19 protein-coding genes are annotated in these 16,291 nt (G+C 59.8%); 9 read left to right on the forward strand and 10 right to left on the reverse strand.

Annotated elements, in window-relative coordinates:
* The first annotated feature begins 67 nt into the window (after window positions 1-67).
* From ACZZ0B_RS24380 to ntrC, 4 genes are all read left to right on the forward strand, one after another.
* On the forward strand, window positions 68-571 hold the full coding sequence (locus ACZZ0B_RS24380; protein WP_463546419.1) for a DUF4124 domain-containing protein: 504 nt from the start codon (window positions 68-70) through the stop codon (window positions 569-571).
* Window positions 568-1,191, forward strand: coding sequence for a DUF4124 domain-containing protein (locus ACZZ0B_RS24385; RefSeq protein ID WP_463546420.1), 624 nt, complete (start codon window positions 568-570; stop codon window positions 1,189-1,191). Before ACZZ0B_RS24380 ends, ACZZ0B_RS24385 begins: the two co-directional genes overlap by 4 nt.
* Before the next feature lie 231 nt (window positions 1,192-1,422).
* Window positions 1,423-2,508, forward strand: coding sequence for a nitrogen regulation protein NR(II) (gene glnL, locus ACZZ0B_RS24390; protein ID WP_008080566.1), 1,086 nt, complete (start codon window positions 1,423-1,425; stop codon window positions 2,506-2,508).
* Window positions 2,505-3,941: a nitrogen regulation protein NR(I) gene (gene ntrC / locus ACZZ0B_RS24395; RefSeq protein WP_008080565.1), complete on the forward strand. Its 1,437-nt coding sequence runs from the start codon at window positions 2,505-2,507 to the stop codon at window positions 3,939-3,941. Before glnL ends, ntrC begins: the two co-directional genes overlap by 4 nt.
* A 505-nt stretch (window positions 3,942-4,446) precedes the next feature.
* Here the strand turns inward: ntrC and ACZZ0B_RS24400 are convergent.
* The gene (locus ACZZ0B_RS24400; RefSeq protein ID WP_045123100.1) at window positions 4,447-4,887 is read right to left on the reverse strand and encodes a hypothetical protein; all 441 of its coding nucleotides are present in this window, start codon (window positions 4,885-4,887) and stop codon (window positions 4,447-4,449) included.
* Between ACZZ0B_RS24400 and ACZZ0B_RS24405 the strand changes: the two genes are divergently transcribed.
* The gene (locus ACZZ0B_RS24405; protein ID WP_463546421.1) at window positions 4,886-5,341 is read left to right on the forward strand and encodes a tRNA (cytidine(34)-2'-O)-methyltransferase; all 456 of its coding nucleotides are present in this window, start codon (window positions 4,886-4,888) and stop codon (window positions 5,339-5,341) included. The genes ACZZ0B_RS24400 and ACZZ0B_RS24405 overlap by 2 nt on opposite strands.
* Before the next feature lie 181 nt (window positions 5,342-5,522).
* Here the strand turns inward: ACZZ0B_RS24405 and secB are convergent, their stop codons facing one another.
* Genes secB through ACZZ0B_RS24420 form a run of 3 tightly spaced genes read right to left on the reverse strand, consistent with a single transcriptional unit; the run spans window position 5,523 to window position 6,735 of the window.
* Window positions 5,523-6,008 (reverse strand): protein-export chaperone SecB, encoded by a 486-nt coding sequence (gene secB / locus ACZZ0B_RS24410; protein WP_008080562.1) that lies wholly within the window; start codon window positions 6,006-6,008, stop codon window positions 5,523-5,525.
* A 57-nt stretch (window positions 6,009-6,065) separates the two neighbouring features.
* Window positions 6,066-6,320 carry a glutaredoxin 3 gene (grxC, locus tag ACZZ0B_RS24415; protein ID WP_008080561.1) on the reverse strand — a complete coding sequence of 85 codons (255 nt, stop codon included), beginning with the start codon at window positions 6,318-6,320 and terminating at the stop codon, window positions 6,066-6,068.
* A 1-nt stretch (window position 6,321) separates the two neighbouring features.
* The gene (locus ACZZ0B_RS24420; protein ID WP_008080560.1) at window positions 6,322-6,735 is read right to left on the reverse strand and encodes a rhodanese-like domain-containing protein; all 414 of its coding nucleotides are present in this window, start codon (window positions 6,733-6,735) and stop codon (window positions 6,322-6,324) included.
* 153 nt (window positions 6,736-6,888) lie between these two features.
* Between ACZZ0B_RS24420 and gpmI the strand changes: the two genes are divergently transcribed.
* The 4 genes from gpmI (at window position 6,889) to ACZZ0B_RS24440 (ending at window position 12,088) form a co-directional block, all read left to right on the forward strand.
* Complete coding sequence (gene gpmI, locus ACZZ0B_RS24425; RefSeq protein ID WP_463546422.1) at window positions 6,889-8,418, forward strand: 2,3-bisphosphoglycerate-independent phosphoglycerate mutase; 1,530 nt, start codon at window positions 6,889-6,891, stop codon at window positions 8,416-8,418.
* Window positions 8,419-8,671: 253 nt separating this feature from the next.
* Window positions 8,672-9,958 carry a murein hydrolase activator EnvC family protein gene (locus ACZZ0B_RS24430; RefSeq protein ID WP_463546423.1) on the forward strand — a complete coding sequence of 429 codons (1,287 nt, stop codon included), beginning with the start codon at window positions 8,672-8,674 and terminating at the stop codon, window positions 9,956-9,958.
* A 31-nt stretch (window positions 9,959-9,989) separates the two neighbouring features.
* Complete coding sequence (locus tag ACZZ0B_RS24435; protein WP_008080557.1) at window positions 9,990-11,309, forward strand: S41 family peptidase; 1,320 nt, start codon at window positions 9,990-9,992, stop codon at window positions 11,307-11,309.
* Between the two features lie 2 nt (window positions 11,310-11,311).
* A complete protein-coding gene (locus ACZZ0B_RS24440; protein WP_463546424.1) occupies window positions 11,312-12,088 on the forward strand; it encodes a divergent polysaccharide deacetylase family protein in 777 nt (258 codons plus the stop codon).
* 84 nt (window positions 12,089-12,172) lie between these two features.
* Here the strand turns inward: ACZZ0B_RS24440 and ACZZ0B_RS24445 are convergent, their stop codons facing one another.
* The 6 genes from ACZZ0B_RS24445 to hisB all read right to left on the reverse strand — a co-directional run bounded on the left by ACZZ0B_RS24445 (window position 12,173) and on the right by hisB (window position 16,063).
* The gene (locus tag ACZZ0B_RS24445) at window positions 12,173-12,928 is read right to left on the reverse strand and encodes a substrate-binding periplasmic protein (RefSeq protein ID WP_008080555.1); all 756 of its coding nucleotides are present in this window, start codon (window positions 12,926-12,928) and stop codon (window positions 12,173-12,175) included.
* 82 nt (window positions 12,929-13,010) lie between these two features.
* Window positions 13,011-13,781, reverse strand: a complete 771-nt coding sequence (gene hisF / locus ACZZ0B_RS24450; RefSeq protein WP_053116590.1) for an imidazole glycerol phosphate synthase subunit HisF — start codon at window positions 13,779-13,781, stop codon at window positions 13,011-13,013.
* A 9-nt stretch (window positions 13,782-13,790) separates the two neighbouring features.
* Window positions 13,791-14,528: a 1-(5-phosphoribosyl)-5-[(5-phosphoribosylamino)methylideneamino]imidazole-4-carboxamide isomerase gene (hisA, locus tag ACZZ0B_RS24455; RefSeq protein ID WP_003220753.1), complete on the reverse strand. Its 738-nt coding sequence runs from the start codon at window positions 14,526-14,528 to the stop codon at window positions 13,791-13,793.
* Window positions 14,529-14,570: 42 nt separating this feature from the next.
* Window positions 14,571-14,831: a DUF2164 domain-containing protein gene (locus ACZZ0B_RS24460; RefSeq protein WP_064117035.1), complete on the reverse strand. Its 261-nt coding sequence runs from the start codon at window positions 14,829-14,831 to the stop codon at window positions 14,571-14,573.
* Entirely contained in the window at window positions 14,832-15,470 is a 639-nt protein-coding gene (gene hisH, locus ACZZ0B_RS24465; protein WP_008080553.1) for an imidazole glycerol phosphate synthase subunit HisH, read from the reverse strand. It abuts the gene before it with no gap.
* Window positions 15,470-16,063, reverse strand: coding sequence for an imidazoleglycerol-phosphate dehydratase HisB (hisB, locus tag ACZZ0B_RS24470; protein ID WP_007909204.1), 594 nt, complete (start codon window positions 16,061-16,063; stop codon window positions 15,470-15,472). Before hisB ends, hisH begins: the two co-directional genes overlap by 1 nt.
* Window positions 16,064-16,291 lie beyond the last annotated feature (228 nt).

Consider the following 16,291-nt stretch of genomic DNA (forward strand, 5'->3'; position numbering starts at 1 on the left):
GCGGTTGGGCTTACCGCCGCCTCTGGCCTATGCTGCAAGCCAATCTCACTGCTGATCGGTTGCATCCATGGGTCGTGGTTTTCTAATCCTCCTGCTGGTGATCGCCCTGCCCGTCGCGGCGCAGATCTACAAGTACACCGACGCCAACGGCCACACGGTGTACAGCGATCACTCGCCGGACGGCGTGCAGGCGCAACCGGTGGACTTGCCGCCGCTCAATCGGGTCGAGCCGCAAGCGCCGAGCGCACCTGAGCCCGACAATCGTGAACCTGCGCGCAACGCCTACGACATTCTTGAACTGGCCGGCCTGCCCACTGAAGAAGCCTTGCGCGCCAACAACGGCACCTTCACCGTCAATGTGCTGATCAAACCGCGTCTGCAGGCGCCGCATCAATTACGGCTGGTGCTCGACGATGAACCGTACGGTCAGCCGAGCAACGTGCCAATCCTGCAGTTGGTGAATGTTGACCGGGGTGAGCATCGACTGGCCGTCCAGGTCATCGACGGGCAAACAATCGTTCAGCAAAGCCCGCCCGTGGCCTTCACTGTGCAGCGAGTACACAAGCCATGATTCGCGCGTGGCTGGTCGCCGCTTTTGCCCTGATGACGCTACAAGCCTCGGCAGAGGTCTTTACCTACGTCGATGCGCAGGGCAATCGCGTCTACACCGACCAGCCACGCGGCGATGCCAAGCGTGTGCCCATCGCCACCAGCAATCGCATGTCGGCCAATCCAACGGCCGCCGCGCCGATCACCACGGCGAAGAAATCCCCGGAACAACCGCCGTTCCACTACGACATGCTGCGCATTCTGGTGCCCGAACCCGATGCCACGATTCGCAGCAGCGCCGGCGAAGTCATCGTCAGCGTCACCAGCGAACCGGGCCTGCAAAAAGGGCATCGTTATCGGTTGCTGCTGGACGGTCAGGCCACTGGCGAGCCCGGCCTGACGCCAGTCTTCCCGCTGAGCAATATCGATCGTGGCAGCCACAACCTTTCGGTGGAAATCCTCGACGCCGAAGGGCGGACGGTCGAGCGCACCGCTAACCAACCCTTCCACATGCTGCGCATCTCCCTTGCGCAGAAACGCCAGGTCAAACCGTGCGTTGCCGACGATTACGGGGTTCGCCCGGAATGTCCGCTCAAAGACAAACCCGAAGAGCCGAAAAACCCCTTCCTGCGTTTCTTCTAACGCCGTTCAGCTTTGCGCACTATATTGGTGCAATAGGCTGCACCGTACTCATATTCCAACCCATTTTGGTTCGAAACTTCCCGTTCGCGCTGGCCGAATGCCACGCAAACGAGCGTCAAACGCCCGTTTCAGGCGTCGAACGCTTCTTTTCAGAGCCTTGGTTTGGTTTTTGCATTTTCCCGATACCGACGCTTGCTTGTTGCGCACGCTCCGCCCCCAAAAGAGGCTCCGATGACCATTAGCGACGCAATCCACCGTTTGCTGCTCGACAACCTGACCACCGCCACCATCCTGCTCGACGCCGAATTGCGCCTCGAGTACATGAACCCGGCGGCGGAGATGCTGCTCGCCATCAGCGGGCAGCGCAGCCATGGGCAGTTCATCAGCGAGCTGTTCACCGAATCTACCGAGGCGTTGAATTCCCTGCGCCAGGCCGTGGAACAGGCGCATCCGTTCACCAAACGCGAAGCGATGCTCACCGCCCTCACTGGCCAGACGTTGACCGTGGATTACGCGGTGACGCCGATCCTCAGTAATGGCGCGACCATGCTTCTGCTGGAAGTCCACCCGCGTGACCGCTTGCTGCGGATCACCAAGGAAGAGGCGCAAATCTCCAAACAGGAAACCAGCAAAATGCTGGTGCGCGGCCTCGCCCACGAGATCAAGAATCCGCTGGGCGGCATCCGTGGCGCCGCGCAATTGCTGGCCCGCGAACTGCCGGAAGACAGTCTGCGTGACTACACCAATGTGATCATTGAAGAGGCCGACCGTCTGCGTAATCTGGTCGATCGCATGCTCGGTTCGAACAAGCTGCCGTCGCTGGCAATGTGCAACATTCACGAGGTACTGGAACGCGTCGGCCATCTGGTCGAGGCCGAAAGTCAGGGCTGCATCACCTTGGTGCGCGATTACGACCCAAGCATTCCCGACGTGTTGATCGACCGCGAGCAAATGATTCAGGCCGTGCTGAACATCGTGCGCAACGCGATGCAGGCAATCAGCAGCCAGAACGAGCTGCGCCTGGGCCGCATCAGCCTGCGCACCCGCGCCATGCGCCAGTTCACCATCGGCCACGTCCGCCATCGTCTGGTGACCAAGATCGAGATCATCGACAACGGCCCGGGGATCCCCGCGGAACTTCAGGAAACCATTTTCTTTCCCATGGTCAGCGGACGCCCGGACGGTACCGGGCTCGGCCTGGCCATTACCCAGAACATCATCAGCCAGCACCAGGGCCTGATCGAGTGTGACAGCCATCCAGGCCACACCACCTTCTCGATCTTTCTGCCACTGGAACAAGGAGCCACATCGACATGAGCCGTAGTGAAACCGTGTGGATCGTCGATGACGACCGTTCTATCCGTTGGGTGCTGGAAAAGGCCTTGCAGCAGGAAGGCATGACCACCCAGAGCTTCGACAGCGCTGATGGCGTAATGAGTCGCCTGGCCCGTCAGCAGCCTGACGTGATCATTTCCGACATTCGTATGCCGGGTGCCAGCGGCCTGGACTTGTTGGCGCGGATTCGCGAGCAGCACCCACGGTTGCCGGTCATCATCATGACCGCTCACTCCGATCTGGACAGCGCTGTCGCCTCCTATCAGGGCGGCGCTTTCGAATACCTGCCCAAGCCGTTCGATGTAGACGAGGCGGTGTCGCTGGTCAAACGTGCCAACCAGCACGCGCAAGAACAGCAAGGCCTGGAAGTTGTACCGGCGCTGACCCGCACCCCGGAAATCATCGGCGAAGCGCCGGCGATGCAGGAAGTGTTTCGCGCCATCGGGCGCTTGAGCCACTCCAACATCACCGTGTTGATCAACGGTGAATCGGGTACTGGTAAAGAACTGGTCGCCCACGCCCTGCACCGCCACAGCCCGCGCGCGGCCTCGCCGTTCATTGCGCTGAACATGGCGGCGATCCCCAAGGATCTGATGGAATCCGAGCTGTTCGGTCACGAGAAAGGCGCGTTCACCGGCGCGGCGAATCTGCGTCGCGGCCGCTTTGAGCAGGCTGACGGCGGCACGCTGTTCCTCGATGAAATCGGTGACATGCCGGCGGATACGCAAACCCGTTTGCTGCGCGTTTTGGCCGACGGCGAGTTCTACCGCGTCGGCGGGCATGTGCCGGTCAAGGTCGATGTGCGCATCATCGCCGCGACGCACCAGAATCTGGAAACCCTGGTGCACGCCGGCAAATTCCGTGAGGATTTGTTCCATCGCCTCAATGTGATCCGCATCCACATCCCGCGCCTGTCGGACCGTCGCGAAGACATTCCGACCCTGGCCAAGCATTTCCTCAGCCGTGCCGCGCAGGAACTGGCGGTCGAGCCGAAACTGCTGAAAAGCGAGACCGAGGAATACCTGAAAAACCTGCCGTGGGGCGGCAACGTACGTCAGTTGGAGAATACCTGCCGCTGGATCACCGTAATGGCGTCCGGACGTGAAGTGCACATCAGCGACCTGCCGCCAGAGCTCCTCAACCTGCCGCAGGACTCGGCACCGGTGACCAACTGGGAGCAGGCGCTGCGCCAGTGGGCCGACCAAGCCTTGGCGCGTGGCCAGTCGAGCTTGCTCGACAGCGCGGTGCCGGCGTTTGAGCGAATCATGATCGAGACGGCGCTGAAGCACACGGCCGGACGTCGGCGTGATGCGGCGGTGTTGCTGGGTTGGGGGCGTAATACCCTGACGCGCAAGATCAAGGAATTGGGGATGAAGGTTGATGGTGCGGATGATGATGAGGGGGATGAGGGTTAACTCGGCACTCTAGTCGTCCGCGAAAAGATCGCAACCTGCGGCAGCTCCTACATTGAACCCATGTAGGAGCTGCCGCAGGCTGCGATCTTTTTGTTTGCGTGCACCGCCAAAAGGCACGACGACCCGCAATCGGGCATAACAACCGGATCAAAAAACACCCAAACAGAGCTCGAAAAACAACCGTCCAAAACCACGAAAGCCCCGAATTCCGGGGCTTTCGCGTTTCTGCTCAGATTTTTTGTTTCAACAGATTAAAACCTGGCACGCCCCCTGCAATAACTCTCACAGGTGATTCGTTTCACCACCCGTTTCGGGGACCTTGGTACAGGCAGGCCGGGGATTCCCCTCTTTACATCGGGCTCACACCGCAACGCGGCGAGCTCACCCTTTTGGGGCTCTTGGTACAGGCAGGCCGGGGGTTCCCTCTTTACACCGGACCGACGCGTCACGCGAAGTCCATCCCGTTTTGGGAACCCTGATACAGGCAGGTCAGGGATTCCCGCTTTTATTGCTCCCTCAGATGAATCTCCAGGCGCCAGCGGTCATCGACCGCACTGCCGGCCCAGTCACCCTGCAGCGGCCGCGCCGCCAGCACCGTCAGCAACAACCCACCGTCACTCGCTCGCGTCCGCCAATTGACGTCTTTGCCATTGAGCTTGAGCTGGCCCTTCTGCGCCGGCCCCTCAGCCTGGAACAGCAGCGCCACCGTGCCGTCGATGACTTCGCCATGCAGCTTCGGCTCGTTGTTGAACCACACCAGCAAACCGCCGTCAGTCACCTCGATCTGCTGCAACACCGTCGGATCCGGCGTGGTCAGGCGGCCGATCATCAAGCCGATCATCACGCCGACAATCGCCAGCGAAGCGATCACACGCGGGAATAGTTTCGAACGGTTGTCCACAGGCGGCGTAGAATGCCGCTCATCTTTACCTTCGGAGCCGTGCATGTTTCACGTCATCCTTTTTCAACCAGAAATTCCGCCGAATACCGGCAACGTTATCAGGCTGTGCGCCAACAGCGGCTGCCACCTGCATTTGATCGAACCGTTGGGCTTCGAGATGGACGACAAGCGCTTGCGCCGTGCCGGTCTCGATTACCACGAATATGCCACGCTGCAACGTCACGCCGATCTCGCCAGTTGCCTGGCAAGCATCGGTAACCCTCGGGTGTTTGCGTTCACCACCAAGGGCTCGCGACCGTTTCATGATGCAGCGTTTGTCCCGGGCGATGCGTTCATTTTCGGCCCGGAAAGCCGTGGCTTGCCGCCGGAAGTGCTCGATGCCCTTGCGCCGGATCAGCGCCTGCGCCTGCCCATGCGTGAAGGCTGCCGCAGCCTGAACCTGTCCAACACCGTGGCCGTCGCTGTATACGAAGCCTGGCGCCAGAACGACTTCAAATAACACCGCAAATCCGCACTTCCTGACTCCATTGTAGGAGCTGCCGAAGGCTGCGATCTGTTGATCTTGATCTTGAAAAGCAGGATCAAAAGATCGCAGCCTTCGGCAGCTCCTACATGAGGCTTGTTTCAGCCCAAGAAAAAAGCGCCTGTTACGGCGCTTTTTTCGTTGTAGCCAGGACCGTTTATTGAACGGTTGGCGTCTCGCCGCTTTCCTGCATGCGCTGCAATTCTTGCGCGTACAGGGCGTCGAAGTTCACCGGAGCCAGCATCAGCGCCGGGAACGAACCACGGGTGACCAGGCTGTCCAGGGTTTCGCGTGCGTACGGGAACAGGATGTTCGGGCAGAACGCACCCAGGGTGTGGCTCATCGAAGCCGCGTCGAGGTTCTTGATCAGGAAGATACCGGCCTGTTGCACTTCAGCGATGAAGGCCACTTCGTCACCGTTTTTCACGGTCACGGACAGGGTCAGTACGACTTCGTAGAAATCGCCTTCGAGTTCTTTCTGGCGAGTGTTCAGATCCAGACCAACGGTCGGATCCCACTGCTGACGGAAGATCGCCGGGCTTTTCGGGGCTTCGAAGGACAGGTCGCGAACGTAGATGCGCTGCAAGGAGAATTGCGGTGCGGTTTCTTCTTCGCTGGCTGCAGTGTTCTGTTGGTCAGTCATCTCAGATCCTTTCTGATCTTGGGTCTTTTAGGGAGTGCTGTACGTGGGTGCAGCCGTTCAGGCCTTGAGCAGCGCGTCGAGCTTGCCGGCGCGCTCCAGGGCATACAAATCGTCACAACCGCCGATGTGCTTGCTGCCGATCCAGATCTGCGGCACGGACGTGCGTCCGGCTTTCTGGGCCATTTCGGCGCGCACCTGCGGCTTGCCATCGACCTTGATCTCTTTGAACGCCACGCCTTTGTTCTCGAGCAGGTACTTGGCTCGCGAGCAATAAGGGCAGTAATCGCTGGAGTAGACGATGACTTCGCTCATATCACTTCACCAGCGGCAGGTTGTCGCCTTTCCAGCTGGAGATCCCGCCGGACAGCTTGGCGGCGGTGAAGCCGGATTTCATCAGCTCGCGGGCGTGGGTGCCGGCGGTCTGGCCCAGGGCGTCGACCAGAATGATGGTCTTGGCCTTGTGCTTTTCCAGCTCGGCGGTGCGCGCAGCCAGTTTGTCCTGGGGAATGTTGATCGCGCCAACGATGTGGCCGGCAGCGAAATCCTTGGCCGGACGGATGTCCACCACTACGCCTGCGTCTTTGTTGACCAGTGCAGTCAGCTCACCGGTGCTCAGGCTTTTACCGCCGCCCTGCATCGTGTGCGCCAGCAGCAGGGCCAGCAGTACGACGAAGATACCGACAAGAATGTAGTGGTTAGTGGCAAATTCAATCAGGTGAGCAACCATCGAAGGAGGTTCCAGGGCGTTAAAATGTCGGCCAGTATACACAGCCACTATGGTCGGCCAAACCCCGTCCGGCGGTGACGCGGTCGGAACTTAGCTTTAAACTCCAACTCCCTTTTCCATCGCCCTCTTCTTTATTAGCCACGAGTGGATTCCATGACGACTACGCCTAAACCTTTGGTCCTGATGATTCTCGACGGCTTCGGTCACAGCGAAAGCCCCGAATCCAACGCCGTTTTTGCGGCGAAGAAGCCCGTCCTTGATCGCCTGTGGGCCACCGTGCCGAATGGCTTGATCTCGGGCAGCGGCATGGACGTCGGTCTGCCGGACGGCCAGATGGGCAACTCTGAAGTCGGTCATATGAACCTTGGCGCTGGCCGCGTGGTGTATCAGGACTTCACCCGCGTGACCAAGTCGATCCGCGACGGCGAGTTTTTCGAGAACCCGACCATCTGCGCCGCTGTGGATAAAGCCGTGGCCGCCGGCAAAGCCGTGCACTTCATGGGTCTGCTCTCCGATGGCGGCGTACACAGCCACCAGGATCACCTGATCGCCATGGCCGAACTGGCCTTCAAGCGTGGCGCTGAAAAAATCTATCTGCACGCTTTCCTTGATGGCCGCGATACGCCGCCGAAAAGCGCTGCGTCGTCGATCGAATTGCTCGACGCGACCTTCCAGGCACTCGGCAAAGGTCGCATCGCCAGCATCATCGGCCGTTACTTCGCCATGGACCGTGACAACCGCTGGGATCGCGTTGCTCAGGCGTACAACCTGATCGTCGACGGCCACAGCGAATTCAACGCCGCCACCGCACAGGAAGGTCTCGACGCTGCTTATGCGCGTGGCGAGAGCGATGAATTCGTCAAAGCCACGACCATCGGTGAGCCGGTAAAAGTCGAAGACGGCGACGCTGTGGTGTTCATGAACTTCCGCGCCGACCGTGCCCGTGAGCTGACTCGCGTATTCGTTGAAGACGATTTCAAGGATTTCGAGCGCGCCCGCCAGCCAAAACTGGCCGGTTTCGTCATGCTGACCCAATACGCGGCAAGCATTCCGGCACCGTCGGCGTTCGCGGCGGGCAGTCTGGAAAACGTGCTGGGCGATTATCTGGCGAAGAACGGCAAAACACAGCTGCGCATCGCTGAAACCGAGAAATACGCGCACGTGACGTTCTTCTTCTCCGGTGGTCGTGAAGAGCCGTTCCCGGGCGAAGAGCGCATTCTGATCCCGTCGCCGAAAGTCGCCACTTACGACTTGCAGCCGGAAATGAGCGCGCCTGAGGTGACCGACCGCATCGTTGAAGCCATCGAAAACCAGCGTTTCGACGTGATCGTGGTCAACTACGCCAACGGCGACATGGTCGGCCACAGCGGCGTATTCGACGCGGCGGTGAAAGCGGTTGAATGCCTCGACACCTGCGTCGGTCGCATCGTTGAAGCCCTGGAAAAGGTCGGTGGCGAAGCGCTGATCACCGCAGACCACGGCAACGTCGAAAAAATGGCCGATGAAGAAACCCACCAGGCACACACCGCGCACACTACTGAGCCGGTGCCGTTCATTTATGTCGGCAAGCGCGACCTCAAGGTCCGTGAAGGCGGCGTGCTGGCGGATGTGGCGCCGACCATGCTGAAACTGTTGGGCCTGGAAAAACCTGCGGAAATGACCGGCACTTCTATCCTGGTCTGACCCCAATCGCCAAAACACCGCAAAACCCTGTGGGAGCTGGCTTGCCAGCGATAGCAATCTGACAGCCAACATCTATGTTGAATGTGCAGACGCCATCGCTGGCAAGCCAGCTCCCACAGTGGTTTATGGAGTTTTCGAAATGGAATTCGGTGTATTGCTTGGTCCAGTTATCACACAGCCCCAATTGGGCGTTTTTTTTGCAGCCTCGGGCGGGCATACTAGGCCGTCCCTTACCCTGGTGCCGCCCGCCTCTATGCTCCGCGTCCTGATCGCCCTCGCTCTGACCTGCCTGCTCCAACCGGCCTTCGCTGACGAGCGCGCGCAAACCCAACAGCAGTTGGACGCCACGCGTCAGGACATTGCCGAGCTGAAAAAACTGCTGAGCAAGGTCCAGGAAGAAAAATCCGGCGTGCAGAAAGAGCTCAAGGGCACTGAAACCGAGCTGGGCAAGCTGCAGAAACAGGTCGATGCGCTGCAGAAAGAGCTGCAGAAAAGCGAATCCGAGTTGCAGCGACTCGATGCAGAGAAAAAAAAACTCCAGAGCGCGCGCACTGAACAGCAGCGACTGATCGCCATTCAGGCCCGTGCGGCCTATCAGAACGGTCGCCAGGAATACCTCAAGTTGCTGCTCAACCAGCAGAATCCCGAGAAATTCGCCCGCACCCTCACCTATTACGATTACCTGAGCCAGGCCCGCCTGGAGCAGTTGAAGAACTTCAACGAAACCCTGCGCCAACTGGCCAATGTCGAAAAAGACATCGCCGCCCAGCAAGCGCAATTGATGGTGCAGAAAAGCACCCTCGATACGCAGCGCGACGAACTGGAAAATGTTCGCAAGGAACGCCAGCAAGTCCTCGCCAAGCTCAACGATGACGTGAAGGCCCGCGATCAGAAACTCGCCGCCCGCGAGCAGGATCAGGCAGACCTGTCTAAAGTCCTTAAAACCATTGAGGAAACCCTGGCTCGCCAGGCTCGTGAGGCAGAAGAAGCGCGGCAGAAAGCGCTGATCGCCCAGCAGGAAGCGGAAAAAAAGCGTTTGCGTGAGGCGCAGGCTGAAAACAGCGACGCCCCACGAAAACCTGCCAGACCCACTCCCGGCGCGCTGGTTTCCAGCAGCGGCGAGACCTTCGGTGGCGCTTTTGCTGCAACCCGGGGAAAACTTCCTTGGCCGGTTGATGGTCGACTATTGGCGCGCTTCGGTGAAAGCCGTGGCGACGACGCCCGGACCAAATGGGACGGTGTGATGATCAGCGCCTCCGCCGGCAGCCAGGTACATGCCGTGCATGGTGGTCGCGTGGTGTTCGCCGACTGGTTGCGCGGCGCCGGACTGCTGGTGATCCTTGATCACGGCAATGGTTTTCTGAGTCTTTACGGTCACAACCAGACGCTGCTCAAGTCGGCTGGGGACGTGGTTAAAGCCGGTGAGTCGATCTCCACTGTCGGTAACAGTGGCGGTCAGGACACACCAGCACTGTATTTCGCAATTCGTCAGCAGGGTCACCCGAGTGATCCGGCGCAATGGTGCCGTGCGCAAGGATAAGCGCACCGCCTAATTCAGGAGTTCGTTCGACATGCTGCATTTGTCCCGCCTTACCTCGCTGGCCCTGACGATCGCTCTGGTGATCGGCGCGCCTCTGGCGTTTGCCGCGCAACCAGCCCCGGCCGTCGCTCCGGCAGGTACAGCCGCGACCTCCAAGGCGCCGCTGCCGCTGGAAGAGTTGCGCACCTTTGCCGAGGTCATGGACCGGATCAAAGCCGCTTACGTCGAACCGGTAGACGACAAAACCCTGCTCGAAAATGCGATCAAGGGCATGCTCAGCAACCTCGATCCGCACTCGGCCTATCTCGGCCCTGAAGACTTCACCGAACTGCAGGAAAGCACCAGCGGTGAGTTTGGCGGCTTGGGTATCGAAGTTGGTGCTGAAGACGGCTTCATCAAGGTGGTCTCACCAATCGATGACACCCCGGCGTCGAAGGCCGGTATTCAGGCCGGCGACTTCATCGTCAAGATCAACGGGGCGCCAACGCGCGGCCAGACCATGACCGAAGCCGTCGACAAGATGCGCGGCAAGATCGGCCAGAAAATCACCCTGACCCTGGTGCGCGACGGCGGCACGCCGTTCGACGTGACCCTCGCTCGTGCGGTGATTCAGGTGAAGAGCGTCAAGGCACAACTGCTGGAATCGGGCTACGGCTACATCCGTATCACCCAGTTCCAGGTCAAGACCGGCGAAGAGGTTTCCAAAGCCCTGGCCAAGCTGCGCAAGGACAACGGCAAGAAGCTCAACGGCGTGATCCTCGACCTGCGCAACAACCCGGGCGGCGTATTGCAGGCGGCGGTGGAAGTGGTCGACCACTTCATCACCAAAGGCCTGATCGTCTACACCAAGGGCCGGATCGCCAACTCCGAACTGCGCTTCTCGGCCACCGGCAAAGACGAAAGCGAAGCGGTGCCGATGGTGGTGTTGATCAACGGTGGCAGCGCCTCGGCGTCGGAAATCGTCGCCGGTGCCCTGCAGGATCAGAAACGCGCCGTGGTCATGGGCACCACCAGCTTCGGCAAAGGCTCGGTACAAACCGTGCTGCCGCTGAACAACGACCGCGCGCTGAAGATCACCACGGCGCTGTACTTCACGCCGAATGGCCGCTCGATTCAGGCGCAAGGCATTGTTCCGGACATCGAAGTGCGCAAGGCCAAGATCACCAACGAGGCCGACAGCGATTACTTCAAGGAAGCCGACCTGCAAGGTCACTTGGGCAATGGCAACGGCGGCGCGGACAAACCGACCGGTTCCGGCGGCAAGGCCAAAGCGATGCCGCAGGATGACGATTACCAACTGGCCCAGGCCCTGAGCCTGCTCAAAGGCCTGAGCATTACGTCCGGCCGTTGAGGATGTCTTTGCGTTTCGTCTTCGTTCTGCTGTGCTGTCTGGCGGGTGCTGCTCACGCAGAGCCCGTCAGCTCAAAGCCACACAAAGCCTACCTGACACTGATCATCGACGACCTGGGGCAGAACCTGCCCCGGGATCGCCGCGTGCTGGCCCTGCCCGGCCCGGTAACTACGGCGATCATGCCCGACACCCCGCACGCCACCGAATTTGCTCGCGAGGCTCATCGCGCCGGCAAGATCGTCATCCTGCACATGCCGATGGACCCGGCCACCGGGTCGTACGCCTGGCATCCGGAACTGCCGATCGAAGAACTGCAAAAACGCCTCGACGCTGCGTTCAAAATGGTCCCCTACACCGCCGGCATCAATAACCACATGGGCAGCCGCATGACTGCGCAACCGGTGGCGATGGCGTGGCTGATGGCCGAGTTGCAGCGCCGGCACAAGTTCTTCGTCGACAGCCGCACCAGTGCGCAGACCGTTGCTGCGCAGCAGGCGCAGAAGATCGATCTGGCGAGTGTTTCGCGAGATGTGTTTCTTGATGATGAGCGAACTGAGGCGGCGATTTCCACGCAGTTGCAGACGGCGATCAGCCTGGCGCACAAACAGGGTTCGGCGGTGATGATCGGCCATCCGTATCCGCAGACGCTGGCGGTGCTGGAGCGCGAATTGCCGAAGCTGAAGGCTCAGGGGATTGAGTGGATTGATATTCGGCAGATGATCAGCGTGCGCAGTAACAAGGCCACGGCGGCTCACGGCAAGGATGGCGTTTACCGCTGAAAAGATCGCAGCCTTCGGCGGCTCCTACATCGGCAATGCATTCCCCTGTAGGAGCTGCCGAAGGCTGCGATCTTTTAACAAGCGCTACAAATACCGCCCCATAATCTCGTCCACCACGCCATCCTTGCGCATCTGATCCAGCGCAGCCTGAAGCTTCTTCACCGTCTCTTCCGGCACGTCTTTATTCAGCGCCAGATACAGCTCGGCGCTGTTGAAGCGCAGCACCGTCTTCAACCCCGTCACCCCATCCTGCCGCGCCAGATAGCGCCCGGCCGGGTCGCCCGTGGCCCACAAATCAATCTGCCCGTTGACCAGCTTCTTGGCGTTGTCCTGATCGCGCAACACCACCACCGGCTTCAAGCCCTGCTTGGTCAGCGTCTCGGCAATTGCATCGCCCTTGTAGGCGCCAATCTTGTATTTGCGCGCGTCATTGAGGGTTTCGAGGGTGATCTTGCTGTCAGCCTTGGCCAACAGGATCCAGTCGTCCGGGCCGATCGGGCCGACCCATTTGAAGAGCTTTTCGCGATCCGGCAGGCGCGCCATCACAAAGGCACCGTAGCCAGGATTTTCCAGAGCGAGCTTGTACACGCGCTCCCAAGGGAAACGCAGGGTCAGGCTGTAGGTGACGCCGGCACGCTGGAACATTTCGCGAACGATGTCGGTAGCGATGCCGTTGATGTTTTCGCCTTGGGCGAAATTTTTGCCGTTCTTCGCCATGTTGTACGGCGGGAAGTTTTCGGTGAGGAGCACCAGATCGGTGTCGGGACTGGTTTCGGCGCGGGCCGTGTTGATGAGCAACATCGAGGCGCTGGCGAGAACTAGAAGCAGGCGTTTGATCATGTCGGGCTACCGAAATCCATGGCGTGCCCAAGAGTGCCTTGGGTGCGCCATGGTGTCCACTGGCCTGTATCGATTTTGACGCTTAACGCATCGTGATGCCGCGTTTGGCCATGTAGGCCTTGGCTTCCTGCACGGTGTATTCACCGAAGTGGAAAATACTCGCCGCCAATACAGCACTGGCGTGGCCTTCGAGAATGCCATCAGCCAAGTGCTGCAGATTGCCAACGCCGCCGGAAGCGATCACCGGAATACCCAGCGCATCGCTGATCGCGCGGGTCACGCCGAGGTCGAAGCCGTTTTTCATGCCGTCCTGATCCATGCTGGTCAGCAGGATCTCGCCGGCACCGAGGCCTTCCATTTTCTTCGCCCACTCGACCGCATCGAGGCCGGTTGGCTTGCGCCCGCCGTGGGTGAAGATTTCCCAACGCGGGGTTTCGCCCGGGCCGGAAACTTTCTTCGCGTCGATGGCGACGACAATGCACTGCGAGCCGAAATGCTGCGCCGCTTCACCGACGAATTCCGGATTGAACACGGCAGCGGTGTTGATCGATACCTTGTCCGCGCCGGCATTCAGCAGGTTGCGGATGTCCTGCACGGTACGCACGCCACCGCCGACGGTCAGCGGAATAAACACCTGGCTGGCCATGCGCTCGACGGTATGCAGCGTAGTGTCGCGGCCATCGACGCTGGCGGTGATGTCGAGAAAAGTAATCTCGTCGGCACCCTGCTCGTCATAGCGACGGGCGATTTCCACCGGGTCACCGGCGTCGCGGATGTTCTCGAACTTCACACCTTTAACGACCCGGCCGTTGTCCACGTCCAGGCAAGGGATGATGCGTTTGGCCAGCGCCATGGTCAGTCCTCAGCCTTGGTACGAATCGCAGAAAGCTTGCGCTTCGGCGACGTCGAGGGTGCCTTCGTAAATCGCCCGGCCAGTGATGGCGCCGATGATGCCCGGCGCCTTGGCGTCGAGCAGCGACTTGATGTCACCCAGATTGTGGATGCCGCCGGAAGCGATCACCGGGATCTTGGTAGCGGCAGCCAGCGCAGCGGTGAAGGGCACGTTGCAGCCCTGCATCATGCCGTCTTTGGCGATGTCGGTATAAACGATCGAGGAGACGCCGTCGGCTTCAAACTGCTTGGCCAGGTCGATGACCTGCACGGTGCTGATTTCCGCCCAGCCATCGGTGGCGACGAAGCCGTCTTTGGCGTCCAGACCAACAATGATCTTGCCTGGGAACGCGCGGCAGGCTTCAGCGACGAATGCAGGATCTTTCACCGCTTTGGTGCCGATGATCACGTAGCTGACGCCAGCCTTGACGTAGTGCTCGATGGTTTCCAGCGAGCGGATGCCGCCACCGATCTGGATTGGCAGGGTCGGGTAGCGCTTGGCGATCGCGGTGACCACTTCGCCGTTGACTGGCTGGCCTTCGAACGCGCCGTTCAGATCGACCAGATGCAGACGGCGGCAACCGCCCTCCACCCACTTGGCAGCCATGCTCACCGGATCATCGGAGAACACTGTGGAATCTTCCATGCGGCCCTGGCGCAGACGTACGCAGGCACCGTCTTTAAGATCGATAGCGGGAATAATCAGCATCTGGCAAACCTTCAAATTTGAATGTTCAGCTTGGCTCGGAAATCAGTTTTTCTCGAGCGCCCACAGGTCGCTTTCGATGCTTTCAAACCGCTCTTTGAGGTGGGTCTGCACATCGAAAATCGCCCTGTTGTAATAGTGCGGAGCAATTTCGCGGGTAAACAGCTCAAGAATTTCCGCCGCTTCGAACGACCCCAGGTCCAGTTCGAAACGGTCTTCCATGAACCGCTGAATCTTGCGATTGGCGTCGCTCTCCTGCTCGGCAGTGAGGGTCAGGATCGGCGGTTTGGATTTCTTGGCAGCCATTTACCAGCGACCGTCCCACGCGGCGAAGTTCTGCAGCAACTGCAGGCCATGGGTATGACTTTTCTCCGGGTGGAATTGCACGGCGAAGCGCGAGCCATCGGCCAGCGCCGCAGCGAAATCGACACCGTAATGACCGCCACCGACCACTTGCCGCGCATTGGCGGCAGCGATGTAGTAGCTGTGTACGAAGTAGAAACGCGCCATGTCCGGAATGTCATGCCACAGCGGGTGGCTGACCTTCTGCTTCACCTCGTTCCAGCCCATGTGCGGGACTTTCAGGTGCTCGCCGTCTTCATGCAGGTCTTTGCCGAAGAACTTCACCGCGCCCGGGAACAGGCCGATGCAGTCGACGCCATCGTTCTCTTCGCTGGTGTCGAGCAAGGCTTGCATGCCGACACAGATACCGAGGAACGGACGATCCTGACTGACTTCACGCACCAGCGAATCGAAGCCGAGGCGACGGATCTCCGCCATGCAATCGCGAATCGCACCAACACCCGGGAACACCACGCGGTCAGCTTCGCGAATCACGTTGGCATCGCTGGTGATCAACACCTTGCCGGCGCCGACGTGCTCGAGGGCCTTGGCCACCGAGTGCAGGTTGCCCATGCCGTAATCGATTACTGCAACCGTCTGCATTACAGAACGCCTTTGGTCGATGGCATTTGCCCGGCCATGCGCTCATCCAGCTCGACGGCCATGCGCAATGCGCGGCCGAAAGCCTTGAACACGGTTTCGATCTGGTGGTGGGTGTTGGTGCCGCGCAGGTTGTCGATGTGCAGGCTGACCAGCGCGTGGTTGACGAAGCCCTGGAAGAATTCCTGGAACAGGTCAACGTCGAAACCGCCGACGGTGGCGCGGGTGTACGGCACGTGCATCTGCAGGCCTGGACGACCGGAGAAGTCGATCACCACGCGCGACAGCGCTTCATCGAGCGGCACGTAGGCATGACCGTAGCGACGGATGCCTTTTTTATCGCCAATGGCTTTGGCAAATGCCTGGCCGAGGGTGATACCGACGTCTTCCACCGTATGGTGGTCGTCGATATGCAGATCGCCCTTGCATTCAATATCCAGGTCGATCAACCCGTGACGGGCGATCTGATCCAGCATGTGCTCAAGAAAAGGAACACCGATATCGAATCGGGCCTTTCCGGTGCCATCAAGGTTGATCGAGGCTTTGATCTGGGTTTCCAGAGTGTCGCGCTCGACAGAAGCCTTACGTTCGGCCATCACCAGCTCCGCAAAATCATTGGGCGAAAAAGGCAGCCATTATAGGCACGCGGGGCCGAAACAGAAACACGAGAGGTGAGATGGCTGACGGATAGAACCCCCGGCTGTCGCGGGTAGACATGTCCATACAAGCCATTACAGGTAGCGCAAAAACAACTGTAGGAGTGAGCCTGCTCGCGATGAGGGCCTCACAGTCAACATTTCTGTGACTGTCAGACCGCTATCGCG

It is taken from the genome of Pseudomonas sp. AC247, from assembly GCF_979258015.1.